The sequence below is a fragment of the Mesorhizobium sp. BR1-1-6 genome (assembly GCF_020165355.1).
Taxonomy (GTDB): Bacteria; Pseudomonadota; Alphaproteobacteria; order Rhizobiales; family Rhizobiaceae; genus Mesorhizobium.
The window spans coordinates 472,473-498,880 of sequence record NZ_JAIUHZ010000002.1 but is presented as its reverse complement, the minus strand read 5'-3'; the positions used below and the strand labels follow the sequence as shown (position 1 = coordinate 498,880).

Sequence of the window (26,408 nt, the reverse complement as noted above, 5' to 3'; positions counted from 1 at the left end):
CCAAAATGCAACACCAGCAATCATTCGCAGGTGCTTTACGCAGTAGCCGGCCCGGTCACATCGGCGAGGGTGCCCGCGCTCACCATATGATCCCGTAGATAATCGGACGCGCTCACCAGAGAATAGTTGCCGGCTGTGTTAGACGCGGTAAGGCAACCGTGGAACAGATTGGCCGAGCTTGCACCCGTAGTCACGATGCCCCGACCGGTGTTGAAGGAAAAGTCGCCCATGACGTTCATTTTCGTGCAGGCGTCCGCTAGAAAGCCATTTCTCGTATATCCCGTGGCGGCGAGCCCTTTCCCCTTAAACGTTGTTGTGGCGGATAGGTTAAAGCCGTCTTTGGAGGCCAACCCAACGGACGCCAACTGCGTTGCAAGGATATCCGAAATGCTGAACAAGCTACCGCCAGACACCACAAACCCATGATCCACACTGTTGACGAGAGTGCTATCGCCACCCCTAACGTTGTTGCAGTTAAGAAAGACCAAACCTCTCCCGCCAGAGTGATCCGGGATGAAATTCTCGAAGACTACAAAGTTACAGTTGTCGAATACGGCTCCATCTTGCTGTGCCTGAATGCTGGTTGCCGCCGACCCATTATGTGCGCAATTTCGGAAGAAGACGCCTTCGGCACCATTAAAGTAGAAAGCCGGGTAATTGTAGTTCGTTCCGGACTTGCCAACGCGACTGACCACTACTTGATCAATGTAGTACGAGGCCCAGCAATCCCATGTTCCGATACCGTAGCCGCGATGTCCCTCCATGGTGATATCCCGGAGGTTCACAAAAACCGCCTTGTTCGTTCCATTATCATCATCCATGATCCCGGCACCGCAATTGATGAAGTAGAGACGCTCGATACTTAGTGTCGTCATGCCTCTCAAATTTGTCTTAATGCGGATGGCGGGGAGTGCAGTGGTCTGTAGGGTTCCGTCAATCTGGAAGCCTTGGAAAACCTGATAACTATTCTCAATATTTATGACGGTTCCAGCGCTTGAAATGAGCTTAGGCCATCCGTAGCCAAGTAGAGTGTTACCGGAGTCCTTTAGCCGAATATTGTTGACCTTTATTGTTGAGCCCTTCCACTCAAGGACATTGGCGTAGCCCAGCACGTCTAGAGACGCTTGGATGGCTGCGCTGTCATCCGTTGTGCCGTCTTGTATTGCGCCAAAGGCGGTAATATCCGGAGCCGCATCTACGCGCTTCCAGTAGACCCCCGCCGTGTTGCTGACGACATAGACACCCTCTTGCGTGTCTGTGACGGGCGGCGTGCCAGCCTTGACCACGAAGGTTCCTTCCCGGCCGGCCTCGTACAGGATTGCCACCAGGTCTTTCGTTGGCGTCAAAGCCTTCATCGCCGTGCGGGTCGAGACATAGACCGGTACCGCAAGATTACCCCGTGCGTCCGGCTTGCTTGGCAAATCCGCTAAGTTCGATGTCTTGGCAAGCTTCAGGTCTGCGTAGGCCTTTACGCTCTGCTGCGTCGGAACCTTGCTGGCGCTGTTGGACGCCATGTCATCTTCATCGATGACAAACCCGAAGCCCGAGGCGTTAGTGTCTGCCGGCTTGATAGCGGTAACATCGGCCCCGGCTTCCTCTATCGCCACAATCGCGTCAACCTCAGCGGCGCTGATGGTGACCAAACCGGCGGCAATAGCGCCATTCACTTCGCCTATCGTATCGTCCGACTGGTAAAAGACGATCGACAAGGAAGTATCGCCAACAACAGGGTCCAGCGTGTTGAACACGAAGGTCTTGCCCTGGTTGGCTGTGCCCTCCTGCACATGGACCGTGGTGCCTTTCTGCATGGTCCGCGCGGTGCGCGAGTCTGCTGCCCGATACCATTGGCCTGTCGCTACCGTGCGAATGCCGTTCTCCGAAGCATCGGTTTGATCCTTGACCAGTACGCGATCGCCTACCTCGGTCTGCACGCCGTCGATTGTGAGCAAGCCTCCGGCATCGACGTCGATATTCGCCGTGGTCGCCAAGCGCACGGGTTCGCGCTCGCCGGTCAGGAGACGAACGGCGGCAGTTGCGGGTCGGGCCATGAGGCTTGCTCCATAGTAAAAAGCCCCGCGCAAAGCAGGGCCTTCAGGTCAGAATTTCAGGTGTTGGTTAGTCGCAAACTTCCGAGTTGGCGCGACCGTCCCAGTCGATATGGCAATTCTGAGACCCGCCGCCGGAATGAGGCGCGCCCGTCATGATGGCAAGGAATGCACAGAGGACAAAGCCTGCGCCGAACTTGCCGACTTTTGTCATGTCGCCCTCCATGAACCCACCGACGCAAAAAAGCGCCAAGACGAGACCGAGGATTCCAAGGGTGGCAGCGAGCATCATTTCTTTCGAGTGTCCGGCAGATCGAGCGCATCGCCGGTTATCGCCTCAACCTTATCGAACAATGAGCGAACGTAGAAGAGGTTGTTCGCCGGGATCAGTTGCCGAACCTTGTGCAGGTCGGATTTCGTGGTGTCCCCGGCGAAGATCGACCCCGAGACCTGGAAGATGTCGGACACCGCATCCGCCGTCGGGCCAAGGAAAGCGCCAGTGACGTTGCGACTGGCATAGCGCGAAACGGGCTTACCGGTGATGGCCGAAAACCCCACCCTGCCCCGTGTCGCCTTTTCCGCAATATTGTTGGCATCCATCAACCAGCCTGTCAGGCCGGACTTGTCTAGAGCTTCCACGGCCCATTGCGTGGGATCATCCGATGTCTCCCGGCCGGCCGAAGCTGACTTTGCCCAATAGGTGAAGGCGCCGAGGCCAAGCGAAACCAGAACACCATTCAGCGTGGCGGCGTCGCGCTGCTGTAGACCGGTCAGCATGGTTTTCTGCATCGAGGAGATGCCAAAACTTTTGAACTGACCCACCGCCTTGCCGAGTTCCGTCGACATCCAGAGCGGCTTGTCCTGCCCAGGCGAGACGATGGCGCGATCCACCTCGCGAACGACTGCGGTCCGGAAGGCCTCGCGCGCCTCGACATCGCTCCAGTCGCCAGCCTTGGCCAGCAGAACCCCGTCCTGGTTGTCGCCATGGGTTGCAAACTGTTTGGTGATCCGCTCGGCGAGATCGGCATCGATGCCCGATGAGGCCAGGTTGCGGATATCTCGCGCCGTGCCCTTGCCTGCCGCGACCCGTTCGGCAGACCGCAGGATATTCGTCATGGTCAGCAGGCCGGTGAACTGCTTCAAGGTAGCGTTCCATGGGGCCATGAGCGAGACAACGCCGAATCGGGTCGACAGCGATGACAGCCCCCTTTCGAAAGCCGAATGCCTGCCGAAGTCGTCGGTAATCTCCGCCATCGACATGGCGCGACTGTCCAGCACCATATCGAGCGCGGTTCCGGCGTCCTTCACCTCCTGAGCCGCCAGCCGGAACGCCTTGAAGTTCTTGATCATTGGGATGAAGCCATCGCGAAACGTGCTGGTCAGGCCGTGGGCGAACACCACTTTGCCGAGATCAGGGATTGCGGAGACCGTCATCCCGCCGAGCAAGCGCAGATAGTTGATGTTGCGGGCAAGGCGGCCGGCGCGCAGCACCAAGGAATCGGGATTGGACGGCAAGGCATACTGGCCTCGGAGCCGATCACGAATGCCGGACAGGTCGCGAATGGCCGCCTTGCGCGATGCCTCGACCCGTTGCCGGCCCTTCTCCGTCGTCTCCGTGGCGATCCTGGCATTTGCCTCGTCGTTGATCTTGCGGATTTGCTCGGCCATGTCGACCGAGCCGAACTTGCGGGCGATCTCGACATCCGCTGACATCGTGCGAATCTGGGCACGCAAGACCTCCTCGATGTCGGTGTTGAGGAAATCCTGTATCTTCCGGCTTTCGATGTTCAGGACGCGTTCCTTCAGCGGGCCGCGCGGACCGGACACAATATCGTAGGGGATGCGACTGTCAGCATGACCCAGGATGCTGTCGATGGTGTCATTGACGAGTCCCTTCACCTCGGCATCGGAGAGATTGCCGAACTGCGCATCCCGTTCGGCCTGAGCCGCCGCCTTCGGATCGATCTTTCCATCCGCGCCGGCTTTCTTTGCCAATGGCGATTCCGCGCGCTCTGCCGCCGCGTTGCGAGCCGTGATGAAATGATCGTTCAAGATCGCCGAGAACTCGCCCCGGCGCGCGATGATCTTGTCCTTGTTGTACATGCGGAAGAGATGGGAGACATCGCCCTTGACCGAGACATCCTCTGGCAACAGTTTGGCCTCGATCGCCGCTTTCTTCATGGCATCGTCGAGTTTGCGATAGATCTTCGCGGCCTCTGCAACCTGAGCAATGGGATGCTGTTCCCCGGAGAACGCCGCCTTGCCGACTTCCTCCTTGAATTGCTTATAGGTCAACCGATCCGTCGAGCCGCGTGCGCGGTCGAACTCGGATTGCATCGGGGCAAGAAAGCGCTGGAATGCGGTCGGCTCCGGTGCGCCATGGAAGTATTTGGCGTAGCTGGTGTCGATCTCGCGCAGCGCTGCTGCCAGCGGCGCGTGCCACATCTTCATGCGGGTTTCGACCGCTCCACCGCGCTCAGTGGCGACACCGGCGGCATTGTCGGCGTATTCCAGCGGGGTTTCGGCAAGCCCGCGCACTGCCTCACGGCCGGCATCGATCTCGTTTAACTGGAGCCGGATCAGCGGATCTTGCCGGTTGACGATCGGAAGCTTGGAGATGAACGCTTCATCCTTCAAAGCCAGCGGTCCCACATCGCGCGCGGCGGCGCCGGCGGACGCTCCCTTGCCCATGTTGGTGAACTCGCGGTCCGCCGCGGCAAAAGCCGCCTCCTGCCCTTCAATCTTCGTGGAGAGCGCCCGAGTGCTTGCGCTGTCCAGATAGCGTCCCGCCAGCAGGCCAAGAGCGCCGCCCAGGACAATGGACCCGCCGATGTTCAGGGCGCTCTCTTCGGCTGTCCTTGTGGCCTGTGTGGCCTGCAAAACCCCTTCCGAGAATGTCGTGTCGATACCGGCGCCTAGGGCAGCACGACCGGCGGCGGCAAGCTTGCTGCCTCCGCTGATCGCAGCGCCGCCGCCGAATGATGCCAGCGTGGGCAGATCAATCACCCCGGCCGCCATCTGCGCGATTGTGCCCATCGTTCCCGATGCAGCCAAAGTACGCTGATCCTGAAGCTCCTGATCAATGCGCAACTTCTGTGCGGTTCCTGCCTTGCGATTTCTGATGCCAGCAAAGGAAGTGACAAAGGGTGCATATTTCGGATCGCTCGCGGCATCCGCAATTGCGTCATAGCCATCTTCAACAATGCCGGCGTCAGGGATTCCGCTGGAAGCGACGAACGAGCCGACCGTGTTTTGCGTCCGGAAGGCCGCGCCCCATGTCTGGAGAGCCGTCGGATCGGGCGTAGGCTCATCGGTCTGAATGTTGCTCAGATCGTTGATGGAGCGCTGCTCATCGAAGAATGGCATCACTGAGCCCTCTTCAGAATTGCCCGGATGCGCTTGTGCTGCGCCACACGCTCCTCATAGGCCTTCTTCGCCGCCTCCTCGGCTGCGATCGCTTCTTGCCTGGCGCGGGCCTTTTCAGCACTCGACGCGCTGAGCATCCGCTGCTGGAACTCATCGAAATCCCGATCGGTCAATGGCAGGCTGGATTGCGGGGCGGTGTCTCGGGCCGGACGGGCAGGAGCCGGATTGTCACCATTTACCGGAGGGGCCTCGATGGCCGGATGCGGCGCCGGTTCCTGCTTTGCCGGGATATCGGCAGGGATATTGGCGCCAAGCTCGCCGCTTGGTGCGGCGATATCCGCCGGCTGCTTTGGCTGCATAGGCTCACCGGTGAGAATGTTCACCTCATACAGCGCATCATTCTGCCTTGCGTTGGCCGTTGCCTCGGCTTGGGTTTTGGTGCGGTTCACCGCCTGGTTGGCCAGCATGTTCGTGACATCCGGCCGCCACACTTTGCCCGGAATTGTCTGGAGATTGCCGTTGGCGTCTTTCCACATGACCGCGTAACCCGGAAGACGGCCGGCCTTTACATCGGCCTCGGTCTCCGGTGTCGTCACCAGGCGCACAGTCGAGGGATCGATGGCCAGGTCACCACGGTAATACTGCTCTTGGGTCTGGTGCAGAGCCTGTGCATAAGCATCGGCATGATCGGGCGTGTCGAACTTTCCGAGATGTTGGCCGGTCTGATGATAAAGATCGATCGCCTGCTGATCGGTCAGAATTTTTCCATCTGGCGAAACAGTCGGGACCAACACCTCCCTGCCATCCTCTTCGAATGACATAGAGCGCACGGTGCTGATCGAACCGTCGGGGTTTTCCACCTGCGGCCGGTTAGCCAAATCGATATTTCCAGCTTCAACCCTACCGGCAAATTGTGTGATTGGACCGGCTGGGCCGCGACCCGAGAATTCGTCGATCTCGCTGCGAAGCTGCGTCTTGGCATACCGGAGAGGGTCATCGGCCCCCACTACACCGGCTATGAACCCCTTGCTGTCTTCCTTTGGCCAATACCGCTCCGGTGGATACTTCACGACCGTGGCCGAACCGCTCATCCGAGAGACGCCGTAGATGGCCTTCATCTGCTCTAGCGCGCGGTTCTTCGCAAGGTCTGGATCGCCGTTCGCCGCATAGAACTGGTCTTCGGCCATGGCGAGAAAATCGGCCTTGATGCCCGCTTCCTGTGCCGGATCGAGGCCAAGCGCTGGCGCACCGCTGAAAATCCCGCCGTCTTTGAATTCCGACGACAGGTCGACATCGCCCATGGTCTTGACGAATTCCCTCGCCGCCGGCTCCAACGCCTTACGGTCGCGCTGCTTTTCCGGCGATGCATTGTCGATCATCCGGCGAGCTGCTTCCTCCGGCGACAGGTTCAGCTTTTTCACGTAATAGCTGAAGTCGTCGGCAGCCTTCTGCACCTCGGAGCCACCATCTCGCCGGCCGAGTGCCGCCGGGTCGAAGCTGGAAATCTTCTGCGCGGTCTGCGCCGCAGCAATAACCTGACCGGGGTTCTGGCTGGAGAGCCCGCGTCGCATGTCATTGATGATCGGCTGGGGAACCACATGGGTCTGCTGAATGATGGTCGTCGCAAGCCCTGCCTGCTGCTCCAGCGGAACCTTGCCGGTGGCGGCCGAGTAGAGGTTGTCAGCCCGCTTCTTGTCGTCACTGGCGTAGGGATCGAGCGAGAGCGTACCTCCCTGCAATGCGCTGAGATCGCCCTGAAGCTGGAGGGCGCCCTTGTTCTGCTCATTGAACGAGCGCAGCAGGGATGCCTTGTCGCCATCATTCAGCGTCTTGTCGTTGTGGATCAGCGCCGGATCGGCAATGGAACCATCGACAATGCCCAGTTCGAACCGATCCTTGTACGCGGTGTAGCTCGCCGTAGCGTTGGCCTTCTCGGCCGCCTGCTGTTGGCGATATTGCACATCCGCCTGATTGGCGAGGGTCAGCCGATCGTCCGGTGACAGGCCGGCGAAACGCGGGTCAACTGCACCTCCGCCAGCGCCGCCCATCTTCTTGTCTGACCATGCGATGGTGTCGGCGACTGTCTTCCCAGCAAGAAAACCATTCGCGCGCACAACATCCTGCCCGACCACACTTGCAATGGAGGCGTTCGGATCTGCCTTCAAGACGTTGACCGCGCCCTGCGACCCCAGGAAATGGGCGAGGTAGAGGTTCCCTGGCGTGGTCGCGATGCCGCGGTTGGTCAGATAGTCTGCATTGTCCTGCGTGAAGGCCGCGACCATTTGCCGGCCGAGCACAGGATCATTCTTCAGCGCAATGATCTGTGCCGCGCTCTTGCCGGCCGCGAGGTCCGGGCGATGCTGGCGGATTGTCTGCACCCAGGTCGAATCGAGAAACTGGCCAATGCCGGATGCTGACGAGTTGGGGTTTTTCGCCGTGGCGCTGCCGCCGCTTTCAACCCCGATGATCCGGTCGACAACGGTATTGACCGCACCACCACCCTGTGTTGCGACCGGCGCCAGCCCGAGCGCCGCCCTTGCCTTGCCGGCGAAGCTCGGATCTTTGTCGAGCATCGCCTGAAACAGACCCTTGGTGGCGCTCTGGCTCCAGTTATAGGCGGCCTTCTCCTTGTCGAGAGCCGACATGCCCGATGCTGCGATACGGTCCAACCCGTTCTGTTTGAATGCCTCGAAGGTCTGGGTATCGTTCGGATCACTTTGCAGAATGCCGTTCAGCAGAGTGTCTTGGGTTTTCGTGAGTTGGACCTGCTCATAGGCCTGACGCTGGGTCTGCTGGTAGCCCGCCGTGCGATTTGAGCCGGCAAGGCGCATCGCCTCCTTGCTCGCCATGAAGTTGGCACGCTGGCTTTCCGGCACTTTCTGTGCATATTCGTCAAAGAGCGTGTCGAACGCGCCTGGACGGACAGCCCGGCCATTGACGTCCATCTGGCCATAAACGCTGTCATGGATGCCCGAACCGTCGGCGGGGGCGTTGCGGACCGCATCGTCCTCGGTCTGGGCAAGGCGTTGGCGAAGCTCGTCATCTATGACCCCGGCATCGAACCTGTCCTGCTGATCCTGCTTGGCCTTGAAATGCTCAGCGATCTGGGAAAGTTCATCGCCGGCGCCTTGCAGCGCGCGACCGATCTCGCCGCCGCCCGGATATTGGACGACGTTGCCGGTATCGAGCGACCGGCTGGCGACTTGGAGAGGAATAACGGCCATTATGCGAACGCCGATCCGCCGAACTTCACGGCCTTGTTGGGGTCATACAGATTGGAGATGCCCGAAACCAAGGTGCTGCCCGCGTTGATCAGGCTGGCACCCATCGCCTGCTTGCCGCTGAAGCGCGAAATCCCGGCTTGGGTGTTGAGGTTATTCTGGCGCAGCGTGGACCCGTACTGGATCGCCTTTAGGTCGAGCTGGTTCTGCCGGGCGTTGGCAGCCAAGACTTCGCTTGGAGAACCCGCTGCGGACACGCCCGAGGCCCCTATCGCGGCGCGGGCCTGAGCCTGAAGCAAGTCCTGCTTCTTCTTCTCCTGCGCCTGTTCGAAGGCTGATGCCTGCGCATCGGCGCGGGCCTGCTGCTCATAGGCCTTGGCCTGCATGTTGGCCATTTGCTGCTGCTGCGCGCCTTGAGCCACAGCGCCGACGGTCGAGACAGCCGTGCCGGCCAAGCTCAGAAGGGCGAATGTGCACATGGTGCTGTCCTATGGCTCGGCATCGAAAACGGGCGTGAAAGCGCGGATTGTGCAAGGTGTCGGGTTGGAATGCCGGATGCGCACCCGGCCCTGACCTTCCCAACTGTCGTCAATCGGCACTTCGATGTTGCCGGTGAACAGATTGGCCACGCCGTTCGGCGCCACGATCGAGGGGATACGCACCGGTTCCCATTTGCCGCGCACGAGGGATTGCACCTGAAGCCCCGTCGTGTCGGTCTCCATCACGGACATAATGACCTTGGCAACCTTCTTGCGGCGGCCGACGATCGATCCGTCCTTGCCGCCGACATCAAGCTCCAGCGTGTCGGCAGATGACACATAAGGGAGGCCAACCTGCCATTTGGCTGCTGTTGCACCACCCGGCAAGGTGACCTGCCCGGCCGCGACCGTCAGCCCCTTGTAGACCTTGCCGTCGGCGAGGACATCGACCAGCTCGCCATTGAGATGCGATAGGCCAGAAACAGTACCGACCGCAGCCCCGGAATAGGTCAGACCGCAATCCACCTCGAAGGCATCGGTGATATCGCCATATTCGAACGGCGCAGTCTTAATCTCGATATAGCGCTTTGTGACGCCGCCGATGGTGCGCTTGACAATCAGCCAGAGATCATCGTTTCCGGTCTGGCCAGGAGTGACACAGGCGCTTTCAACGATGCCCCAGGCCGAACCCGCGAACGAGCCGGCGATATCATGCCGGTGCATGCCCCTCACATCCTGCGAAGGCTGATGCGTGTACCCTCCAAGTTCCCCATTACCGAGCGGGAACCACAACAGCGGATCCGGATCGGTCTGAAAAGCGAGTTCGACCACGCCCTTTTTCGGGATGTGCTCGGATATTTGCCCAATATCGTCCGAGGTGAAGCGTCCGGTGTTGGCTTGGGAGAGTTCCGCGATCGACCGCCGCGAACGGGTCACGTAAAGGAACGACTGTCCAGCATCGACGGGGCGGATGCGCGAACAGCCGGAGGTGCGGGAGCGGCGGTTCTTGAACGATGATGGTGTGAGCGCTTCATCAATTCCTGAGCCGGACAGCGCGCGGACACCACCAAGCGTTCCGATCAGCAGCGCTCCGTCCGATTCCGCGATCCACGTGATGTCGTTGGCCTGACCGCCGCCGGCCTGCAAGAATTCCAGAGCGTCATCGTCTTCCTCGCCGAGCGCAAAATTGTTGAAGTCACCGGTTGCCGAGGCATAGAGAGAGAATTTGCGGCTGAAGGCTAGGCGCTCTTCATAGAGCGAGCCCGATTCCAGATATTTGCCTGGAACAAGCGTGCCCAGGCGCCAGCGCGAAATCGGGCTGAGATCGGGCAGCGCAAAGCCGTTGATCTGGACTTTGACAACCGTGGTGCTGATGCGGCTGGTGATCTTGGCCCAGCGCCAGCGGCCATCGGATGCAAGAAGACGCACGGCACGGCCAACATCGGAGGTCTGGAACCCGGTCCCTCCATTGATGCCGACGACGGATGATGCCGTCAGATTGAAAGGCGTCTGGCTGGCGGCGGCACGGTTGAGGTTCAGTTCCGCGAACTTGCTGTCAGCGGCGCCGTCGATCGCCTTCCATGTGAAGGCATGATATTCGAACCCCAGCTTGTTGAGAAATTCATAGTAGCGGGTTTCACCGCCTGACCAGCCGGTTTCGCCGGTGCGGCTGTCGAGCGTCACCCAAGTTGCGCCGTCATTCGATCCTTGCAGCACCCAGATCGTTGGCGTGCGGTCGGCAGATCCTCCGGTGGAGGCGGTCAGATAATAGTTGTCGACAATCACCTGTTCGCCGCCGGCTGTCCTGTAGACTACAAACCCATCAGTAGCGCCGGAGATAGTTGTGGCGGTGCTGGTATCCTTGTCGAAGACTGACCATGCATCTGACGCACCGCCCATACCCGAAACCGTGCCGGAAGGCGCGGTGTTCGATGTCATCTTGGGCGTGAGTGAGCCGTAATCTGCCGGCGTCAGCGTGGTCGAGGTATCGTTGATGTCGTCATATGGTCCGTCGTCGATCGCATAATCAGCAAGCGTCCATGTCGTGTGCGCGGTGCGCGTCAAGACCTTGAGCGGATAATCCCGGTGGCTGATCCACATCTGATCAGCGGATTGCACATAGTCCAATTCGAACAGGTCAGCCTCAAGATATGGCGTGGCGACTTCGACCGTGCCCACCCTGGCGCCGTAGGCGTAGACGCGGATATAGAGATCGCCGAATTCCAGCATGTAGGCCTGGTCGGCCGAGAAGATGAACGGGATAGCCCGCGTCGCCTTTGCCGATGTTTTCACCTCTGCGGTGAAATATGTCCCGCCGCGCTTGCGCAGACCGCCATGCGGGAGAGTGATGTAGTTCTCACAACGAGACAGGCCGGCTCGGTAGAGATCGAGCGAGGCGCGCGCATGCAGGCGCGGACTGATCTCGCCCCTGACGAACGTGTCCTGAAGCGGGTAAAGAGTTGCCACTCACGCTCTCCAGCGGTTGTCGCCGCGCTGGATGGCCCAGGATGACGTGGACAGCCTGCCGGCGCGCTGGATGGCCTGGGAGCGGAAAGCCGCGTCCACGGCCCTGTCATAGGCCGCGCGGGCAATGTCGATCATGCCGGCCTTGTGGGTGAGAGGATGAGCGATCTTGACCGCAAGAGCTGCGACGAGAACGTCCGTGAACAGCGCATCCCAATCGTTGGGATCGGTGAGGTTCGCCACATAGCGGATGATGCGCGGGCTGGACTGGTCGGAATAGATGATGTCCGCTTCCTGACGCCATGAGATCGGCACACCATTGGGCTCGCCGTCATAGGTCAGTGGCAGCGGTCGAAGGCAATCGGCAGGCAGTTCATAGGCCCAGTTCAGCGTGCAATCCCCAGATCCGGTATCGCTGCCGACAACCGATGCCGTGAGGATGGCAAACACCCAGGCGTATTTCGTCAACTCGGCTTCGCGGGTAAGGTCATAGTGTAGATTGAGCAGACGCGCCGCCTTGATATCCTGATCGAGGCTATCGATCGGGGCGTCATCCAGCGTGGCCAAGGCCATGTTGGCGATGTCGACGGGCGTGATTGCCATCTGTTCAGACCTTCACCGAAGAGTGCCGCGGCTTGTGGCGAGGGCGACCTCGACAATCGAGCGGCACAATGAACGGGCTTGGGTTGGCCAATTCAGCCAGCATCCGATAGCGCTGCCGCAGGCGCGGGAGGCGCACACGCGGCTCAGGAGAGGCAACAGGGGCCACGGCGGCCTCTAGCTGCGGGCTCTTACGAGGACGACCATTGGGGCGGCCTGTGGGTTTGTACGGCAAGGCTAAGTCTCCTACTATTGGCTGTTTCCGCCGCATAAGACCGGTACTGTAAATTATAATCCAATTATAACTGTTAGTTACGCCGAGATATTAAAGAACATATATTCGACTATTGACTGGACTTAACCTTGTGCAGTTTTCTGCCAATGTGAAACTTCAACGTGTCCATCATGGAGCAAAAATGACACTTCAAGAAGACAAGCTCGGCTATTCGCCGGAGGAAGCGGCAGCGGTTATGGGCAGCGGCCGCACAAATATTTTCCGTGCTATCAAGAACGGCTCGCTCAAGGCGCGCAAGTTCGGGCGCCGAACGGTCATCTTGCGCGATGACCTCAAAGCGTTTCTCGAAACCTTGCCTGAAAAGAAGGTCGCATAAATGAAAAAGGGCGGGGAGCCGAAGCCCCCGCCTTTTTGACTACTAGGCCTCTGTGGTCTTCAGCGCGATGAAGGTCATGTTCTTCACGCTGGACGCGGTGCGGTCCCAATTCGCCGCCAGTGCCAGTTCGGCATCGGTGGCGAATTCGCCGGCCGTCGACGCATCGAGGAAGCGGGTACCGGGGACGTGCGGGACGAAGTGACGACGAGCCACCATCTCGGTGACGCCGCCACCATGAGCCTGGCGCGGTTTCCGGTCGAATTCGAGGGGGCCGCCCTCGGTGTTGACCGGAAGTTCGTTCCACATGATGGCCTTGTCCTTGAACATGAAGGCCGTGTATTCGCCCGTGGCGACGGGGATATCGTCATCGACGATGCAACGCAGGCCCATGTAGTAGGGGATCAGCATGCCGCCCTGTTCGGACGAAGGCACGTAGTCGATGAGGTCCGCGAGCTTGAGGGCCTTCATCTGCTTGGAGTGCATCCATATCGTCTTGAACTTGTCGGCGCGGTCACCCATGAGGTAGGCCGCTTCGATGATGTCGGTGTCGACGATGGAGGCATTGGTGTCGCGGACGAGATCACCGCCGTCATTGGCGATGTTGTCGGCGATAACGCCTTTCAGGATACCGATCAGCGTCAGCTTATTGGCACGCTGCCAGTAGTCGGTCTGGCGCTGAACGATGATCTTCTGCGGATCGGAACCCGCAAGGATCGAGGTCAGATCCGGGATGCCCCAGGCCTGAGCGCGGACGTTGCGGGCGGCCGTTTCGCGCCGGCTGCCGATCTTCTTCATCTCGATCGAATCCGTCGGATCGTCGTTGACGGGTTCCGAAGGATCGTTGCCGAGGTCTTTCCAGCCGGGGATGTCGACCGAACGACCGCCGAGCGAGAGCTTGGAGGTGATCATTGGATCGTTGAACAGGATGCCGGCCTGGAAAATTTCGAGGGACTGGACGTGTTCCTCGAAACTGTACTGGGCATACACGGATGGGACGATCGCGTCCGTGATGCGAGTGTAGGCGTCTGCCATTGTGGTATTCCTTCAGATGATGCGAGCCGGCAAAACCCCTACTCAGAGGGGATTGTTGGACATCCAGAGGTCGGGGTTTTCGCCCGCCTCGATTGCAAGCCGTTTCGCTTTTGCGGGGTCGCTTTGGACAAGGGCTGAAATCGCCGCCGGACTTACGATCTTGCCGTCCGGGCCGCGCTTGAACGGGTTCACCCCGCCAAGCACGCCGTCCGCTCCGATCTTGTCCTCCTTGAACATCACCTCGCCGATCGCCTGGAATGCTTTCGCAATCTGCGGATCGGTCAGGCTCCCGTCGGCCAAGAGAATGCCCTTGGCCTTATAGGCGTCGACGAGACCGAGACCCTTCATCGCCCGGTTGGCCACTTCCAGCTTCTCCTTGAAGCCGTCGGAGGTCACCGGTCCCCAGTCCTTCACGAGTTCGTCGTGCGTGGTCTCAACCGATTGAGCGATGGCGACTTGCTGCGCCTTCGCCATCTCGGCCATATGACCGGCGAACTTGTCATGAAGAACCTGAGACTGCTTTGAATTCAGGCCAGCCTCGACCATCCATGACTTGGAGGTGTTGGCGAGACCGTCATCATAAGGCAGGTCAGCGGGGAGCCCTTCCGGGCGCTTGAACTCGATCTTGTCGGCGGATGCGACCGGGCGCATGGCCTCGGGAAGCTTGTCGTGGAATTTCTTCCACTCTTCCGGAGATGCGTCGGCCGCTGGAACGCGCAGGCTTTCGCCCTGCAACCGCTCCAGTTCGGCATAGGAGGACAGCACCTTTTCGATGCCGCCTTCGGGTTTGGTCCAGCCCTTGGTGTCAGCGAGCTTGCGGTTGCCTTCGGAAAGACCGTCAAACCAACTCTTGGCTTCCGGTGCGGCGGACCCGTTATCCGCACCGTCTGCTGGCACTGCAAGGTTGCCCGCCGGTGGATCGACCACCACGGACCCGGCTTCTGCCTGATCTGTCATGAGAGAGAATTCCTTTGTTGAAGCGGCTCACCCAGCCGCAGGGGTTACGCGTTGTCTCCCCAGTTCTCGACGAACAGGATGAGCTTGCCGTTGACCGACAGGATGCCATCGGCGTCGATGTCGGTATTCGTGGCAAAGGCAAAGTTCATGTAGAGGTCGATAGCCGCGCTGGTGCCATCGAGCGTAGCAGCGGCGGCGACATCGGCGGCCGAAGCCGGCGACGGAGCGGCGGCGGCGCCGGTCAGCGTGCGGGTGGTGACTGCCACGACGTTCTGCATCGTCGTTGCCAGGGTGATGCTGGAGGCAGCGGCTGAACCGATACCCCAGGTCAGCGAGGCGGAATCGTTGATGGTGGATGAGCGCGCCGTGTCCACACCGAAGGTGAAGGTGGCCGTACCGCCCTTGATGCGGATCTTGCCATCGACGAAATCGAACAGCTTCTGGCTGGCATAGGCAAGAGCATCGGTGACCGTGACCTTCATATTGGTCATGGTGAATTCGAGACGGTAAGCACCGCCCTGCCCGCTCACCTTGCATGCCAGCCCAGCCTTGGGAACGGCTACGCCAAGCTCTCGCTGTGCGGCACGGTTAAGGGTTCGCTGAAGTCCGCGCATGATCGTATTCCTTCATTCTTGGGAGGGATTGAACGGCTGAACCCGCCGCAGGGCTATCCCTTGCCGTCCACGTGCTTGGTGAGGAACGGAAGGATTTCGGAGAACACCCAACGTTTGGCCTGGTGCTCGATGCATGCCGCTTCAAACCCAGAGGCCGACCCGGTGTCCTTGACCCATTGGGCGAGCGAGATGTTCTTGTAATAGCCGGTCAGTCCGGCAAGGTGCTGGAGGATGAGCCGGGCCTGATCGCGATCCGCGTTCCCATCTTCCAGTGCCTCATAGGCAACCAGCAGGCGCTTGCGGATGGTCAGGTCCGGTTCGGGCTCGTCGAACTTGTCGGGCTTCATGTGTTGCCCTGCGGCTGCATCATGTTCTGAAGACCATCCAGCAAGCCACTGTCACGAGCCTGAATGGCGGTGGGGACCGCATCCTTGGCGACTTGGCTTGCGGCGGCAATCGTGCCGATACCCTGCTGCGCCTGCTGTGCTTGGACCCGCGCCTGACGTTTGCCAGCGATTTCGTCCTGCTTGCGGAAGATACGCTGAGGGCTGCGGCCGGCGCCAGCAACCACCCTCAGCGCCTCGTCGCCGTCGATATTGTCCATTATCTCTGGATCGAACTGAGCCATCTGCAAGGCTGTCTGAACAACCTGGATGGTGTCCTTGGCCTCCGCAGCCTTGCGCAGCACGTCCAAGGGGCTGGTAAAGGTCGGACGCACGGTCTTTCCGGCAAGGCTCTGTGGCGGCAGGAAACGGCTGTCCTGGTCGTATAGCCCCTTGGCTTCGAGGATGGACAGTTCCCGGTCGAGGTTCGAGGCAAAACCCGCCTGGATGATCGAGCCCGACGGCCCGAGCAGCGCGCCCTTCTCCTCCTGGCGGATCAGCGCTTCGGTGGCCGTCATCTGCGGGTTCTGCACCAGCGTCTGGAACAGGTTAACGAACATCATGTCGCGGATTTCTTCGGCGCGCGTCGCGGCATAGTCGAAGGCGGGGCCGGGGTTCTGCCCGAGAGCGATCGGTGCAATGAGCGGTCGGCCGCTGGCATCCATCAGGCCAGGATAGTTTTCCCCAGGGTTCAGCACCGGCACATAGTCCAGCTTCGCGTTGCTGGCGGTGGCCGGGTCCGTGATCTGCTGCAAAGCTCGCAGACCGGAGCGGCGCACGGCATTCTCTTCGCGCACCGTGGTCAGGGCTTCGATGGTCGGGGATATCCCGTAGGTATCGCCCTCATACCGGCGCCAGTTGAAGCACGACACCGGGAAGGTACGGAACCCGCTCTCCTTGCCGATCTCCTCCTCTTCCTCGATCACGTGATAGGACACGAACGCGGTGTCCAGATAGTCGTAAGTACCGGCAAGATTGTACATCTTGCGCTCTTCGCGCGGCTTGATGCACTGGATCAGCGAGACCTTTTCCTCGCATTTGCCGGGATCATCGACCAGCATCTTGATCCGGCCCGGCAGTTTGTCATAGCCGAAGAGCTGCGCGCATTGGCGGGCGGTGCGCTCATACTTCCTGTGGAAGGTGTCGGCGATGCCCCAGCGGTTGCGACCGAGATAGCCTTCGATAACCGGGATCGACGCATAATGGATCAGCGTGCCGCCAAAACCCTCCTCGGCATAGAGATAGGCCGGACCGTAGCGCACGACATTGCGCAAGCAGGCTTGCGTCGCCGGCACGAAATTGGAATTGGCCGAGTAGCGCAGCGAAAACAGGAAGTCGCGGAGATCTTCCGCCCACTCCTTCTCTTCGTCGGTTTCTTCATCGTTCATGGCGGCCGTCGACAGACCATGCCACTTTTCCGACTGAGGGATGATCAGGCTCTCCAGCCCAGCAGCAAGACGGTTGGCGGCGCTGTTGATCGTGTTGGCGTAGACGCGGGAACCCCGGCGCTCGGAACGCTCCGGCTGCGACGTACGCGCCTTGGAGCCGCGATTGGAGAACACATCAGGCGCGTCGGGGTCGCAGAACTCGGCGACCTGCTCCCAGACGGCCTCGTAATCCGAGCGCTCGGTTTCGAATTCGGACTGGCGCGAGAGAACGTCGCGGGCGCGGGAATCACTCATGTGGTCATCGCCTGCAAATCGCTGTCAGTGAATGTTATTCCGGCACCAATGGCGAACCGCTCATTGAGGCCGTAGATCGAGCGCGCACCCGCGCCATTGGTCCCAAGATCCCAGTGATCAAGCGTAGGCTCGGCCGTCGCCCCGGCGCTGACGCCAACAACGCCATTGCAGGCAACCTTGATGTTGCCCGAAGCATCGTAGTAACCGGCAATCTTGTTGACGCTGCCTAGGCCAGTATTGAAGACGCCGGTCGCCGTAGCAGCGGTTCCGCCCCCGGCCGCAAAGTTGACTGCATTCCCGGTGATAACCGTGCAGAAAACGCTTGTGGCTCCGGTGATGATGCCAGCGCCAACACCTCTTTCGCTGCGGCCCTGCCAGTAGAAGCCGAACGGACCGCGCGCGGCGCCAATCAAAGGACCAAGGTCGGCGGCGTCTGCGGTCGGGCGCGACTGCCCAGGCGAAACGACTGCCGTTGTTGTGGTCACGCGATACTGCACCGGAATGTTAACGCCAGCGTTGGCCGGAGTATGCAGAGAGCAGAAATCAACCGCGAAGCTGTCACCGCTGGTGCCGATTCGAAACCCACACACCGGGTTGGTAACGAGAGTCTGAACGATGAACTTCTGCGAATACGTGGTGGTGACGCCCGTCACCGCCTGCCACGTCGTGCCGCCATCGACGGTCATTTCCAACGTGCCGGTGCCAACCAGGCGCTTGATGTCGACCGCAAACAGGAAAGTGTTCTGAGCAAGCGTAACCGCTTGAGTGACCGTTCCATTGGCTGCCGTCGCGGTAATCGACGACGCGGCATTGGCTGAGCCGTCCGCGCCCGTCTGATTTTTTGTCGCCGTCAGGTTGGTCTTCGTCCAAGCGACATTCGTCAGGTCACGATTCCACAGCGCACGCTGGCTATGGGCTGGGTATTGCCAATGACCAGGATCGGAACGCCTCAGCCCCGCGCTGGCGCAGGTAACAAGCAAGCCGGCTGCATTGGGAACAAATGTTGCGCCAACATTGTTAGGGTCACGGAAAGCCCGGCCATCATTGGTGTTGTTGCCATAGGGCTGCGTGGTGCCCTTGGCAGTGCCTCCAACGAAATCAATATCATAGGTGAACGCGTTAAATGGGTTGGCGAGACCATGCCGCCGACCCGAGGACACGCGTTGCCAGTTGCGCATGCGCATCAAGTGAAGTTGCCAACCGCAATGACGCTGACGCCAGCACCAGTGGTGACCTTCCAGCCACCCGCGAAAGACTTCATGCCGAGCGCGACATTGTACGTTCCGATGCCGCCGCCTGGGGAGTTCGGAAACACAGTGATCGCCGAGCCGGCTCCATCCTTGATCTGTACCTGAGCCGTCGCAGCGGTGGCGACGACAAGGACCAAGCCTTCAATGTAATCGCCGATCGCTCCTGTCGCGCCCAGAACCTGGTCGGTCTGCGATGCCGCGATGGTTTCCCATTCGCCGAGGCTCGGCCCGCGATTGATGGCGCCGCCGCGATTGGCCGTGGATGAGCGTCCCATATTACACTCCCAGAAGTACGCGCTTCTGCCCAACAAGGTCAGAAGGAGCGAGATCGGTTTTCACGGTCGAGGCGGTACCGTCATTGGCCGTCAACTGCTGCTGTACGGCGGCGGCGCGGTCCTGAGCGTCCTTGTCCTGAGCCGTCGGCGTCGGGGGGAGCGGCTTCAGTTCCGGTGGTTTTTGAAACAGACACATTGGCCCAGGTATCCCTTGTCCAGTCGAAGAGGATGAAGTCCTCACCATTCTTGCCGTAGGCGGGCAGCAGGCAGCGCTCATGCGCCCCCAGCCTGTTCAGCCAGCGGATGGCGAGATCGTTGTCAGCGAGCGCCCTAGCCTCGACGCGGTGTGCTCCACGTGAAGCAACGTCAGGACCGAGCACCTCGTAGAAGAATTGCGTGATGCGCGGCACACAGCGCCGCATGCGCTTCGTTCCCCAGCTCCAGGCTATCCAGAGACCGGAGCGGACCTCCCCAGCGCCAAAGGCCGCTTCCGGGTTGCCATCAAGCTCGGCGACATAGGCGAAGCCGTGCAGTGCCTGGGCGGCCAGTGTGGCGGGCGTCCAGCCGTCAAGCTGGCAATCGACTTCTGCGTAGTCCTCTGGTCTCAGGTTGGCGGCGATGTACGAGAGATCGCGAAGGTTGCCGCCGACGATGCGGACAGTCACCGATAATCGCCCAACGGATCAGACATCCCCTGCGGCCGGCGCACAGCTTTGAACGCTGCCGGGTCCACAATCGAATGCCGCAACATCATCACGCCATAGCGGGTGGCGGACATCAGATCGTCCCGCAGCTTGACCACCAGCCCATCCTTGCGGTGATACAAGCGGAATTCCTCAAACCAGTCGTTCAGCGTGTCGAAGACCTTGAAGCGGCCGGTCTGCATTCGGTCCAGCATGTCCATGAGGCCGGCTTCGACCGAATTGGAGCCGTCGGCGAACTGTGCATGGCTGCCGAGCATGTTCATACCTTGGTCGCCATACTGCTTTGCCAAGGCGATTCCGGCACCAGCCAGCGTGGCGTTGTGGCCATCGTGCGGCCATGCCCATGGTAGCCAGGACCCCCACGGCTTCAGCGCGATGGCCTGCATGGCTGGTGTCTGCTGGCTTGCCCGGTGGCATTTGACCACATAGACGATATCGGCCTCTGTATCCCAGGCCAGTTCAACCGCGGCTGAAGGATGGTCCCAACCGAAGTCGAGTGCACCGATGCGTGGCCAGAACGGCGGCAACCGAAATGGCGGAACCTTGATGTCTTCCTCCGCAACAGGGAAGATGCGGCCTGACCCCAGAACTGGAATGCCCTTGGCGCGCGCCTCTCGCTCATGCGCCGGATAAGCCGCGATGATGGCCTCTCGCTCCTCCGGCGAATAGTGCTCGGCATCGTCTATGGTCATGAAAGTGACGTGGCGGCTCATTGCTTGGCCTTCAGCATCTGCTCAAGCTGATCGCTGGTCAGGAATTGCAGAACCACCTCACTCATGCCCTTGAGCGGCGTGAACGTCACCATGGCGATTCCGCCTGTCGTGTTCGTACGGGTCAGGCCTTCCGAGTAGATATCGAGCGGAGGCTCTTCATCGTACCAGACACCATGGAGGGTTTCGCCCTGCCACTTCTCCCTGCCCTTCTCGTAGCTCTTGAAGCTGCAAACGCTCTCGCCGGCTTGAACATCGCCGCCGCCACCGTGCCTGACCACAACAGCATCGAGCGAACTTGGAACGCCGCGTGACATGATGGTGTCGACAATGGCATCTCCGGGGATCATGCCAGTGCCCCAGGCCGATTGCTGCTGCGGCGGGCCTACAAGCACACGCTGCGGGTTGTCCCTGGTGCTTTCCCCCGTCACCCCGGCCGCCCACATGCGGACAGCGCTGTCGAACACCTTGCCCTGCCACCAGTCAGGATAGCGTCCGGTCAGGTGAATGGCCCACTCAGCACCACCGGCAATGGTTTTGCCCAACTGGTTGCCGGCCATGAACAGGCGCTCACGGTGAACGGCGCCGGCCGCATGAAACTCTGCCTGCTTCCGGTAGGGCTTATAGTTTTGAAGCCTGTTAGTGCGTAGTCGACGGCCCTTTTCCGTCGTCAGTTCCGCCAGGAGCGCCAATTGCTGCTCTAAGGGCATCAATAGCACTGTCGAGTGTATCGTCATCCAGATCGTCAAGCCTCTTGGACACATCAGCCGTCATTGACACGGCCTTGCCATAGCCTCGGTCCAGAACTTCCTTCGCCGCAGCCAGGCGCACCTTGGGATCATCATCGCCAAGGGCTTCGGAAATCACTTCAAGCGCACGGTCGGCATACTCCCTGGCCTTCGCGGCCAAGCCCTTGGGACGGCCTCCTGGATTGCCAGACTTGCCTTTTGGGAATGGAATGCCGACCATGCTGCTTTCCTGCTGTTTTCAGCGCCTATTCCGCTGCGGCCTTGCCCTTGGCGGCCTTGCCGTCTTCCGCCGTGGTGACACCAGTCGGCGAGCGAACAGGCGCGGGGGAACCCTCGGGGAAGCCATAGCCGCTCACGGCATTGACCGGGCCGCCCTTGATCATGCCGATCTGGACGCCATCGGGAACCTTGACGGCCTTGTAGCCGCTCGGAACCTGGGGTGCAGCGCCCTCCATCTGCTTGATGTCGGAAACGACTTCGTTGCCGTCGGCATCGGTGAGGATGATTGCGTAACGCGTTGACATCGGTGTTTCTCCTTTGGAGTTGTCCCTCAAACGGTCAATGACATGTCGGGTCCACGAGGAACCGATTGAACTGGCAGGGCTGGCTGGTACCGCACGCGGCAAGAGCGAGGAGTGCGGCGAGAACGAGCGCTCTCATCCCAGTTCCCTCAGATCGTTCGCCTCGGCCTCAAGGATCTGGGCCGCCTCTTCCGCCGACATGCTCGTCAGCATCAGCGAGATCACCGCTTCAAGATAGGTGATGGAGGAGCGGCGCAGATAATCGGACACGGCGGCGTCGGAGAGTTCATTCAGCCGGCGGATGTCTTCAGCCATTGTCTGGCCTCATGCAGAAACGCCCCGCAGTTGGCGAGGCGCTGGTGACGATTTCGGGGAATGCACTTGTCTGGCATTTTCGCGCGCGCGTGTCAATCTGTTTCGGATGCGAAACTATCATCGCCCCGCGTATTCCCACAGCACGGCCAACACATCGAGATACGCCCGGAGATTGTCGGTAAGCGTGTCCCGCTGCCGGCGGGTTTCGGTCAGTTCGTGGATCGAGCGGCCTTCGCCTGCGATGTAGCAGACGACGCGGAAGGCATATTCGCCGTGAGCTTTCTTCAGCGCGTCCCTGGCGTCCTTCAGCTCCCTGCCTGCTTCGAGTTGGCGGATTGTGATAGGCTCGACAACACCGCCGCCATCGACAGGCTCCTTGCTGTAGTCCAGAGCTCCGGCGCCAGCGCCACCCATTCGTTCCCATGCCGCGCGAAACCGAACAGCCGCCGCCGCTTGGCCGGCGTTGATGACGCCTTTGGCGGCCAAAGTGGTGATGGCGCTTTCCCTGATATTGATTGGCTGCGAGACATACCGCACATTGGTCTTGTCCCCGTCGTGGTCTCTTGACCAGTTCGGGTTTTCGATGATGGCGCTTCCAATCTCGATATGCTGGGAGGCAAAATCGCGCTTCGGCTTTTGGCGTGTTGCAGCCTTCATCTATCCCTCCTTTGGAGTAAGGGCGGCGTCGATTCCGGCGAGATATATCGATAATGCGGTCGGCAGTTCCATGGAGTCGTCATGGTCTGCGGAAATCGCCTGCTTCACCATCGCGATTTGCATGGCACCATCCGCGAAGCGCATTGCCTCGATAGCAGCGCGGGCGATCTCCAAGCATTTCGCCCACTTTAGCCCTTTCTCGCGCTCTTCCCGCGATAGAGGATACCCACCATAGAGCACAAGCGCGACTTGGCAGGCGACTCGCTCAAGCATGTTCATCTACATCTCCTCGTTTTGAGGTGGTCCGGCCACAGCGAACGCATACGTCCTGCACATACGTCACAGTGCGCAGCCTCTCGGCAAATTCACCGGTCATTCGATTGATGCTTTCAAACGCTGACCAGTCCGGAGCGCTCTTGTTGAATCGCGGCTCGAATTTGCAGCCGCCTATCCATTTTCCAAATCGTGGGCAGTCGCTCACTTATCTCTCCTCTTGAGCAGAGGTGCGCTTGACGCTCATTCCGTTTGCATTCCGCTTCCGGGAACTGACGATGTTGTAGCCGACGATTCGCGTCAGGCCGTTGGCTTCCTGATGGCTGGCGATGCCGTGGAGAACGGATGTATGGTCTCGCCCGAACCATTTACCGAGCCTTGGACATGACAGGTTGGGATTGGTCCGGCGCTGCGAATAGATGAGGTACATGGCCTCGTTTCTGGCCTGAACAGCGTCTCTGAATCGGCGATCCTGAGCAATGATAGGAAGGGCAACGTTGCGCCTGCGAGCACATGCTATAACGATGTCTAGAGCCCATTGGGGTGTGCCTCTGGCCCTGAACATCGCAATCCCCTGGCGCTCCATTTCTTTGGCGGCGTCCTGATGGCGCGTTACCGGATCCAAGATCCGTGCCCAACGCTCGGCGCCAGATGGCTCAACCCTGATGTTTCGCTCGACGTTCTTGACTGAAACCGCGTACATTTCTGTTACTCCGCTGCTGCTTGTTGTTTGGGCGCCGGGCCATATACGATCCCGAGCGTCCCGACCCATTTCGCTCCCACCGGTATTTCCTTGGCCAAGCTCATCTTGCGCCATTGGTCATAGGTGATGTTTTCGAACAGGATCGGGAGATGGGCGTTTTCGGCTAGTCGCTTTTGTTGACGAACTTGGAAGGGGGCGAGTGGGCCGGGGAAATACCTGGGGGCCGGAAGGCTGCGCGTCGCCACCTTTTTCGCGTCGATAAATTCCTGCCGGCGTCGAGCTTCTGCGGCGAAGCGTGCCGTTGCCGGCGCATAATCCAACGATTGCCCTTCCACGAGTCCGTCACGAAAGCGCTGGCAGGCCTCAATGATGGCTTGAGCCGAAAGGCCGGCTACTGACGATTCGAAGGCGCTCATCGCCATATCCGGGTTCCCGCTCGACTGGGGAAATCCCTCCAGCATCCGCGTCAGTTCTTTGAAAGCCTGCTGATCCATTGAACCTGTCCATGGCAACGTCGGTGAAGGTGCGGCGGCGATTGGTGACTTCCTTGGGGACGGCCTGCCATTCGTCATCCCAGCACTCCTGATTTAGCCATGTGGCCGGGTGCTTGAAGTCGATGCGTTCCGGCTTGAACCGCTGATAGTCTCTGATGGCTGCGAGCATGGTTTCGAGATCGGTCTTGCGGATTGCCTTTTCGAATGCGGTGCGAGCTGCTCCCTTGGATATGCGGCGCGGGTATGCGGCCCAAAACACGTCAAAATCGCTCATGCGGCTTCCCTCAAACGGACGCCCCAACCGGCAAGCGTCTCTCTGACATCATCGATGGAACGCACAACTGCCACTGGCACTTGCTGAGCGGCGAGAAAGTCGCGCCACTCCTTCTGCTCTGGACGGAGGTACGAACCCTCCTGCTTGACCTCCAGAAGGCCGTGGAAGGCCCCAGTCAGAAGAATGTCCGGGAAGCCCTTGCGCATTCCCCTCGCCTTCTCCTTGGCGCCGGCAATGGCCGAGCGCGGGTTGTTTGAGACGCCAACCGCTCGGATGGTCGAAGGAAGAACCCTGTCGAGGTAGCTGATGATGGCCGATTGGATCTGGTGTTCGCTCATGCCGCCGCCTCGAAAAGCTCAGACTGCCGCGCATCTTTCCGGTCCAGCATGCGAAGGACGGTTTCGCCTCGCCATGCGCGATCCCAAACGAACCATGCGTTCAGCATCGGCGGTGCGCCTTGACCGGTGAAGTCGATCTTCCAGCGCATGAGGTAGACGCGGGCGGGCGGGTGAGCGGCATAGAACGGGCCGAGCCCACCAGCACCAGGCCAGCCCCAATTCATAAGCAGCGCCATGTATTCGACGTCGAGGACGTCCAGCGCATGCTTCAGCCAGCGCGCCTTGCCATTGCCCCAGCCGCATTCGGAAAATGGCGGGTTGGTGATGATCGCTCGGGCTGGCGCGACCGGAAAATCATAGAACGACCGGATATCGGCATCACAGCCACGGTCGATCAGGTCGGAGGCGCGTACGGTGAGCCCGACCGATTCCATCTCGCGCACCATCGCGCCATCGCCTGCCGCCGGCTCCCAGATGGTGCCGAACTCCTTCAGCCGGTTGATCTCAGCATGCAGGAGCGCCCTGGTTGGTTCAGGGGGCGTCGGATAGAAATCATCCTTCTCACGCTCCAGATGCTCGACGCGTTCAATGCTGCCGTCGAGCATGAGGCGCGGAACCGGCTTCGACTTCTTGCCGGTAGCTCTGAATAGGCCACGCGCGGAAGCGGTCACGCCAAAGCTCCCACCATCAGCCAAGCGCAATATCCGCAACCACCCAGAGCAATGGCGCCAATCACTGCAAGCCCGTATAGCCAGAGGGGGTTGCGCTGTTCTGGTTCGATCCAGGGTTCTGGTTCTCGGGCATAGTCGAGGGGGGCAAGGAGATGCAGTGTCATGGTTTTAGGCTCCTTGGTTGGGGTTAGGCTGCGATGGAATGGAGGATGGCGCGGCCTATGATTTGCGGGATTTGCGGGACGACGCTGTTGCCGAAACGGTGGGCGGCTGAAGTAGCCAGTCCTGCGGGTAGCCCATCATCCATGCCGCGAAGCGATGACAGCTTTTCGTGCCAGACTTCAGGCCAAGTTTCGTCAGGGTGGTGTACAATCCCTCCCCACTGGTCGGTGAAGACCCAACCTGATTGTAGTTTCCGTTCACAGTAATGGTCGGCAACAACCGCCGCAGCTTCGCCCGAGCGTGTGAACCGCCGTCCAAGATAGAGCTTGTACCGCCTGACCTCTTGGAGCTTGCTGTTGGGGTCGGTAGCAACGATCCAGACACGCTCTCTGACGTGCGGGGCACCAAGTCCGGAAGCCGGAATAACGTGCCATTCGATATCGTACCCGAGCGCGGCCAACTGCCCGAAAACGTATCCTGCCCAAGCTCCCCCGTCGCCAGTAAGCAAGTCTGCGGAGTTTTCCAGGACGATGAGGCCGGGTCGAAGCTCGCCAGCAAGTCGAATGACTTCAGAAAATAGGCCTGTGCGCTCTCCGTGGATGCCGGTGCGCCTTCCAGCGGTGGAAATGTCTTGGCAAGGGAAGCCGCCCGTAATGACATCAATTCGCCCTAGGTTGGCAGTCGGGATTGACCGCACATCGTCAAAGATCGGTACGCCTGGCCAAGTGCTCCGCAAGTCGTTCTGACGAGCGGGGTTGATCTCGCAGAAGGCTACGGTCTCGAATCCATCGGTGCGCTCCAGACCTAGTGTGAAGCCGCCAATCCCACTGAACAGATCCAAGACGCGAAGCTTCTGCAT

Annotated in this window: 30 protein-coding genes; 1 reads left to right on the top strand and 29 read right to left on the bottom strand. The window is 60.2% G+C overall.

The genetic code is table 11. The annotated features are described in order from the left end of the window. Positions 1 to 35: 35 nt before the first annotated feature. From LB545_RS07820 to LB545_RS07790, 7 genes are all read right to left on the bottom strand, one after another. Positions 36 to 2,048 (bottom strand): hypothetical protein, encoded by a 2,013-nt coding sequence (locus LB545_RS07820; RefSeq protein ID WP_224704838.1) that lies wholly within the window; start codon positions 2,046 to 2,048, stop codon positions 36 to 38. Positions 2,049 to 2,115: 67 nt separating this feature from the next. Beyond that, the gene (locus LB545_RS07815) at positions 2,116 to 2,337 is read right to left on the bottom strand and encodes a hypothetical protein (RefSeq protein WP_224704837.1); all 222 of its coding nucleotides are present in this window, start codon (positions 2,335 to 2,337) and stop codon (positions 2,116 to 2,118) included. Then, positions 2,334 to 5,411, bottom strand: coding sequence for a hypothetical protein (locus LB545_RS07810; RefSeq protein ID WP_224704836.1), 3,078 nt, complete (start codon positions 5,409 to 5,411; stop codon positions 2,334 to 2,336). Before LB545_RS07810 ends, LB545_RS07815 begins: the two co-directional genes overlap by 4 nt. After that, positions 5,411 to 8,635 (bottom strand): hypothetical protein, encoded by a 3,225-nt coding sequence (locus LB545_RS07805; protein ID WP_224704834.1) that lies wholly within the window; start codon positions 8,633 to 8,635, stop codon positions 5,411 to 5,413. The genes LB545_RS07810 and LB545_RS07805 overlap by 1 nt, the downstream gene beginning before the upstream one ends. After that, on the bottom strand, positions 8,635 to 9,111 hold the full coding sequence (locus LB545_RS07800; RefSeq protein ID WP_224704832.1) for a hypothetical protein: 477 nt from the start codon (positions 9,109 to 9,111) through the stop codon (positions 8,635 to 8,637). The genes LB545_RS07805 and LB545_RS07800 overlap by 1 nt, the downstream gene beginning before the upstream one ends. Positions 9,112 to 9,120: 9 nt before the next feature. Next, the gene (locus LB545_RS07795) at positions 9,121 to 11,577 is read right to left on the bottom strand and encodes a hypothetical protein (protein ID WP_224704830.1); all 2,457 of its coding nucleotides are present in this window, start codon (positions 11,575 to 11,577) and stop codon (positions 9,121 to 9,123) included. After that, positions 11,578 to 12,177, bottom strand: coding sequence for a hypothetical protein (locus LB545_RS07790; RefSeq protein ID WP_224704828.1), 600 nt, complete (start codon positions 12,175 to 12,177; stop codon positions 11,578 to 11,580). A gap of 362 nt (positions 12,178 to 12,539) precedes the next feature. Here LB545_RS07790 and LB545_RS07785 point away from each other — a divergent pair, with 362 nt between their 5' ends. Next, positions 12,540 to 12,785: a helix-turn-helix domain-containing protein gene (locus tag LB545_RS07785; protein ID WP_224704827.1), complete on the top strand. Its 246-nt coding sequence runs from the start codon at positions 12,540 to 12,542 to the stop codon at positions 12,783 to 12,785. Positions 12,786 to 12,827: 42 nt separating this feature from the next. Here the strand turns inward: LB545_RS07785 and LB545_RS07780 are convergent, their stop codons facing one another. From LB545_RS07780 to LB545_RS07675, 22 genes are all read right to left on the bottom strand, one after another. Continuing rightward, positions 12,828 to 13,817, bottom strand: coding sequence for a Coat protein (locus LB545_RS07780; protein WP_224704826.1), 990 nt, complete (start codon positions 13,815 to 13,817; stop codon positions 12,828 to 12,830). A 42-nt stretch (positions 13,818 to 13,859) separates the two neighbouring features. After that, entirely contained in the window at positions 13,860 to 14,774 is a 915-nt protein-coding gene (locus tag LB545_RS07775; RefSeq protein ID WP_224704825.1) for a hypothetical protein, read from the bottom strand. A 44-nt stretch (positions 14,775 to 14,818) separates the two neighbouring features. Next, positions 14,819 to 15,388, bottom strand: coding sequence for a hypothetical protein (locus LB545_RS07770; protein ID WP_224704824.1), 570 nt, complete (start codon positions 15,386 to 15,388; stop codon positions 14,819 to 14,821). A 53-nt stretch (positions 15,389 to 15,441) separates the two neighbouring features. Further along, entirely contained in the window at positions 15,442 to 15,735 is a 294-nt protein-coding gene (locus LB545_RS07765) for a hypothetical protein (protein WP_224704822.1), read from the bottom strand. Beyond that, the gene (locus tag LB545_RS07760) at positions 15,732 to 17,453 is read right to left on the bottom strand and encodes a portal protein (protein WP_224704820.1); all 1,722 of its coding nucleotides are present in this window, start codon (positions 17,451 to 17,453) and stop codon (positions 15,732 to 15,734) included. The genes LB545_RS07765 and LB545_RS07760 overlap by 4 nt, the downstream gene beginning before the upstream one ends. Continuing rightward, positions 17,450 to 18,640, bottom strand: coding sequence for a hypothetical protein (locus tag LB545_RS07755; RefSeq protein ID WP_224704818.1), 1,191 nt, complete (start codon positions 18,638 to 18,640; stop codon positions 17,450 to 17,452). The genes LB545_RS07760 and LB545_RS07755 overlap by 4 nt, the downstream gene beginning before the upstream one ends. After that, positions 18,637 to 18,978: a hypothetical protein gene (locus LB545_RS07750; protein WP_224704816.1), complete on the bottom strand. Its 342-nt coding sequence runs from the start codon at positions 18,976 to 18,978 to the stop codon at positions 18,637 to 18,639. Before LB545_RS07750 ends, LB545_RS07755 begins: the two co-directional genes overlap by 4 nt. A gap of 80 nt (positions 18,979 to 19,058) precedes the next feature. Next, positions 19,059 to 19,643 (bottom strand): hypothetical protein, encoded by a 585-nt coding sequence (locus tag LB545_RS07745; protein ID WP_224704814.1) that lies wholly within the window; start codon positions 19,641 to 19,643, stop codon positions 19,059 to 19,061. After that, the gene (locus LB545_RS07740; protein ID WP_263493689.1) at positions 19,640 to 20,395 is read right to left on the bottom strand and encodes a terminase large subunit; all 756 of its coding nucleotides are present in this window, start codon (positions 20,393 to 20,395) and stop codon (positions 19,640 to 19,642) included. Before LB545_RS07740 ends, LB545_RS07745 begins: the two co-directional genes overlap by 4 nt. Then, positions 20,392 to 21,084 carry a terminase large subunit domain-containing protein gene (locus LB545_RS07735; RefSeq protein ID WP_263493686.1) on the bottom strand — a complete coding sequence of 231 codons (693 nt, stop codon included), beginning with the start codon at positions 21,082 to 21,084 and terminating at the stop codon, positions 20,392 to 20,394. The genes LB545_RS07740 and LB545_RS07735 overlap by 4 nt, the downstream gene beginning before the upstream one ends. Then, on the bottom strand, positions 21,032 to 21,361 hold the full coding sequence (locus LB545_RS07730; RefSeq protein ID WP_224704812.1) for a DUF5681 domain-containing protein: 330 nt from the start codon (positions 21,359 to 21,361) through the stop codon (positions 21,032 to 21,034). Before LB545_RS07730 ends, LB545_RS07735 begins: the two co-directional genes overlap by 53 nt. Before the next feature lie 25 nt (positions 21,362 to 21,386). Further along, the gene (locus LB545_RS07725) at positions 21,387 to 21,665 is read right to left on the bottom strand and encodes a hypothetical protein (RefSeq protein ID WP_224704811.1); all 279 of its coding nucleotides are present in this window, start codon (positions 21,663 to 21,665) and stop codon (positions 21,387 to 21,389) included. Positions 21,666 to 21,797: 132 nt separating this feature from the next. Then, the gene (locus LB545_RS07720; protein WP_224704810.1) at positions 21,798 to 21,977 is read right to left on the bottom strand and encodes a hypothetical protein; all 180 of its coding nucleotides are present in this window, start codon (positions 21,975 to 21,977) and stop codon (positions 21,798 to 21,800) included. A gap of 117 nt (positions 21,978 to 22,094) precedes the next feature. Next, the gene (locus tag LB545_RS07715) at positions 22,095 to 22,634 is read right to left on the bottom strand and encodes a hypothetical protein (protein WP_224704809.1); all 540 of its coding nucleotides are present in this window, start codon (positions 22,632 to 22,634) and stop codon (positions 22,095 to 22,097) included. Beyond that, positions 22,635 to 22,913, bottom strand: a complete 279-nt coding sequence (locus LB545_RS07710; protein ID WP_224704808.1) for a hypothetical protein — start codon at positions 22,911 to 22,913, stop codon at positions 22,635 to 22,637. 202 nt (positions 22,914 to 23,115) lie between these two features. After that, complete coding sequence (locus LB545_RS07705; protein WP_224704807.1) at positions 23,116 to 23,610, bottom strand: helix-turn-helix domain-containing protein; 495 nt, start codon at positions 23,608 to 23,610, stop codon at positions 23,116 to 23,118. A 5-nt stretch (positions 23,611 to 23,615) separates the two neighbouring features. After that, complete coding sequence (locus LB545_RS07700) at positions 23,616 to 24,026, bottom strand: hypothetical protein (RefSeq protein ID WP_224704806.1); 411 nt, start codon at positions 24,024 to 24,026, stop codon at positions 23,616 to 23,618. Beyond that, positions 23,974 to 24,378, bottom strand: coding sequence for a hypothetical protein (locus tag LB545_RS07695; protein ID WP_224704803.1), 405 nt, complete (start codon positions 24,376 to 24,378; stop codon positions 23,974 to 23,976). Before LB545_RS07695 ends, LB545_RS07700 begins: the two co-directional genes overlap by 53 nt. Continuing rightward, a complete protein-coding gene (locus LB545_RS07690) occupies positions 24,375 to 24,716 on the bottom strand; it encodes a VRR-NUC domain-containing protein (protein ID WP_224704801.1) in 342 nt (113 codons plus the stop codon). The genes LB545_RS07695 and LB545_RS07690 overlap by 4 nt, the downstream gene beginning before the upstream one ends. After that, positions 24,713 to 25,387, bottom strand: a complete 675-nt coding sequence (locus tag LB545_RS07685; RefSeq protein WP_224704799.1) for a hypothetical protein — start codon at positions 25,385 to 25,387, stop codon at positions 24,713 to 24,715. The genes LB545_RS07690 and LB545_RS07685 overlap by 4 nt, the downstream gene beginning before the upstream one ends. Beyond that, positions 25,384 to 25,551: a hypothetical protein gene (locus tag LB545_RS07680; protein WP_224704797.1), complete on the bottom strand. Its 168-nt coding sequence runs from the start codon at positions 25,549 to 25,551 to the stop codon at positions 25,384 to 25,386. The genes LB545_RS07685 and LB545_RS07680 overlap by 4 nt, the downstream gene beginning before the upstream one ends. A 23-nt stretch (positions 25,552 to 25,574) precedes the next feature. Continuing rightward, the gene (locus LB545_RS07675; protein ID WP_224704795.1) at positions 25,575 to 26,408 is read right to left on the bottom strand and encodes a DNA cytosine methyltransferase; all 834 of its coding nucleotides are present in this window, start codon (positions 26,406 to 26,408) and stop codon (positions 25,575 to 25,577) included.

Bases quoted from the DNA above. Each gene is read 5' to 3' on its own strand.
- LB545_RS07820 (WP_224704838.1), bottom strand. From the start codon at position 2,048: ATGGCCCGACCCGCAACTGCCGCCGTTCGTCTCCTGACCGGCGAGCGC.
- LB545_RS07815 (WP_224704837.1), bottom strand. From the start codon at position 2,337: ATGATGCTCGCTGCCACCCTTGGAATCCTCGGTCTCGTCTTGGCGCTT.
- LB545_RS07810 (WP_224704836.1), bottom strand. From the start codon at position 5,411: ATGCCATTCTTCGATGAGCAGCGCTCCATCAACGATCTGAGCAACATT.
- LB545_RS07805 (WP_224704834.1), bottom strand. From the start codon at position 8,635: ATGGCCGTTATTCCTCTCCAAGTCGCCAGCCGGTCGCTCGATACCGGC.
- LB545_RS07800 (WP_224704832.1), bottom strand. From the start codon at position 9,111: ATGTGCACATTCGCCCTTCTGAGCTTGGCCGGCACGGCTGTCTCGACC.
- LB545_RS07790 (WP_224704828.1), bottom strand. From the start codon at position 12,177: ATGGCAATCACGCCCGTCGACATCGCCAACATGGCCTTGGCCACGCTG.
- LB545_RS07780 (WP_224704826.1), bottom strand. From the start codon at position 13,817: ATGGCAGACGCCTACACTCGCATCACGGACGCGATCGTCCCATCCGTG.
- LB545_RS07775 (WP_224704825.1), bottom strand. From the start codon at position 14,774: ATGACAGATCAGGCAGAAGCCGGGTCCGTGGTGGTCGATCCACCGGCG.
- LB545_RS07770 (WP_224704824.1), bottom strand. From the start codon at position 15,388: ATGCGCGGACTTCAGCGAACCCTTAACCGTGCCGCACAGCGAGAGCTT.
- LB545_RS07765 (WP_224704822.1), bottom strand. From the start codon at position 15,735: ATGAAGCCCGACAAGTTCGACGAGCCCGAACCGGACCTGACCATCCGC.
- LB545_RS07760 (WP_224704820.1), bottom strand. From the start codon at position 17,453: ATGAGTGATTCCCGCGCCCGCGACGTTCTCTCGCGCCAGTCCGAATTC.
- LB545_RS07750 (WP_224704816.1), bottom strand. From the start codon at position 18,978: ATGGGACGCTCATCCACGGCCAATCGCGGCGGCGCCATCAATCGCGGG.
- LB545_RS07740 (WP_263493689.1), bottom strand. From the start codon at position 20,395: ATGAGCCGCCACGTCACTTTCATGACCATAGACGATGCCGAGCACTAT.
- LB545_RS07730 (WP_224704812.1), bottom strand. From the start codon at position 21,361: ATGGTCGGCATTCCATTCCCAAAAGGCAAGTCTGGCAATCCAGGAGGC.
- LB545_RS07725 (WP_224704811.1), bottom strand. From the start codon at position 21,665: ATGTCAACGCGTTACGCAATCATCCTCACCGATGCCGACGGCAACGAA.
- LB545_RS07720 (WP_224704810.1), bottom strand. From the start codon at position 21,977: ATGGCTGAAGACATCCGCCGGCTGAATGAACTCTCCGACGCCGCCGTG.
- LB545_RS07715 (WP_224704809.1), bottom strand. From the start codon at position 22,634: ATGAAGGCTGCAACACGCCAAAAGCCGAAGCGCGATTTTGCCTCCCAG.
- LB545_RS07710 (WP_224704808.1), bottom strand. From the start codon at position 22,913: ATGAACATGCTTGAGCGAGTCGCCTGCCAAGTCGCGCTTGTGCTCTAT.
- LB545_RS07705 (WP_224704807.1), bottom strand. From the start codon at position 23,610: ATGTACGCGGTTTCAGTCAAGAACGTCGAGCGAAACATCAGGGTTGAG.
- LB545_RS07700 (WP_224704806.1), bottom strand. From the start codon at position 24,026: ATGAGCGCCTTCGAATCGTCAGTAGCCGGCCTTTCGGCTCAAGCCATC.
- LB545_RS07695 (WP_224704803.1), bottom strand. From the start codon at position 24,378: ATGAGCGATTTTGACGTGTTTTGGGCCGCATACCCGCGCCGCATATCC.
- LB545_RS07690 (WP_224704801.1), bottom strand. From the start codon at position 24,716: ATGAGCGAACACCAGATCCAATCGGCCATCATCAGCTACCTCGACAGG.
- LB545_RS07680 (WP_224704797.1), bottom strand. From the start codon at position 25,551: ATGACACTGCATCTCCTTGCCCCCCTCGACTATGCCCGAGAACCAGAA.
- LB545_RS07675 (WP_224704795.1), bottom strand. From the start codon at position 26,408: ATGCAGAAGCTTCGCGTCTTGGATCTGTTCAGTGGGATTGGCGGCTTC.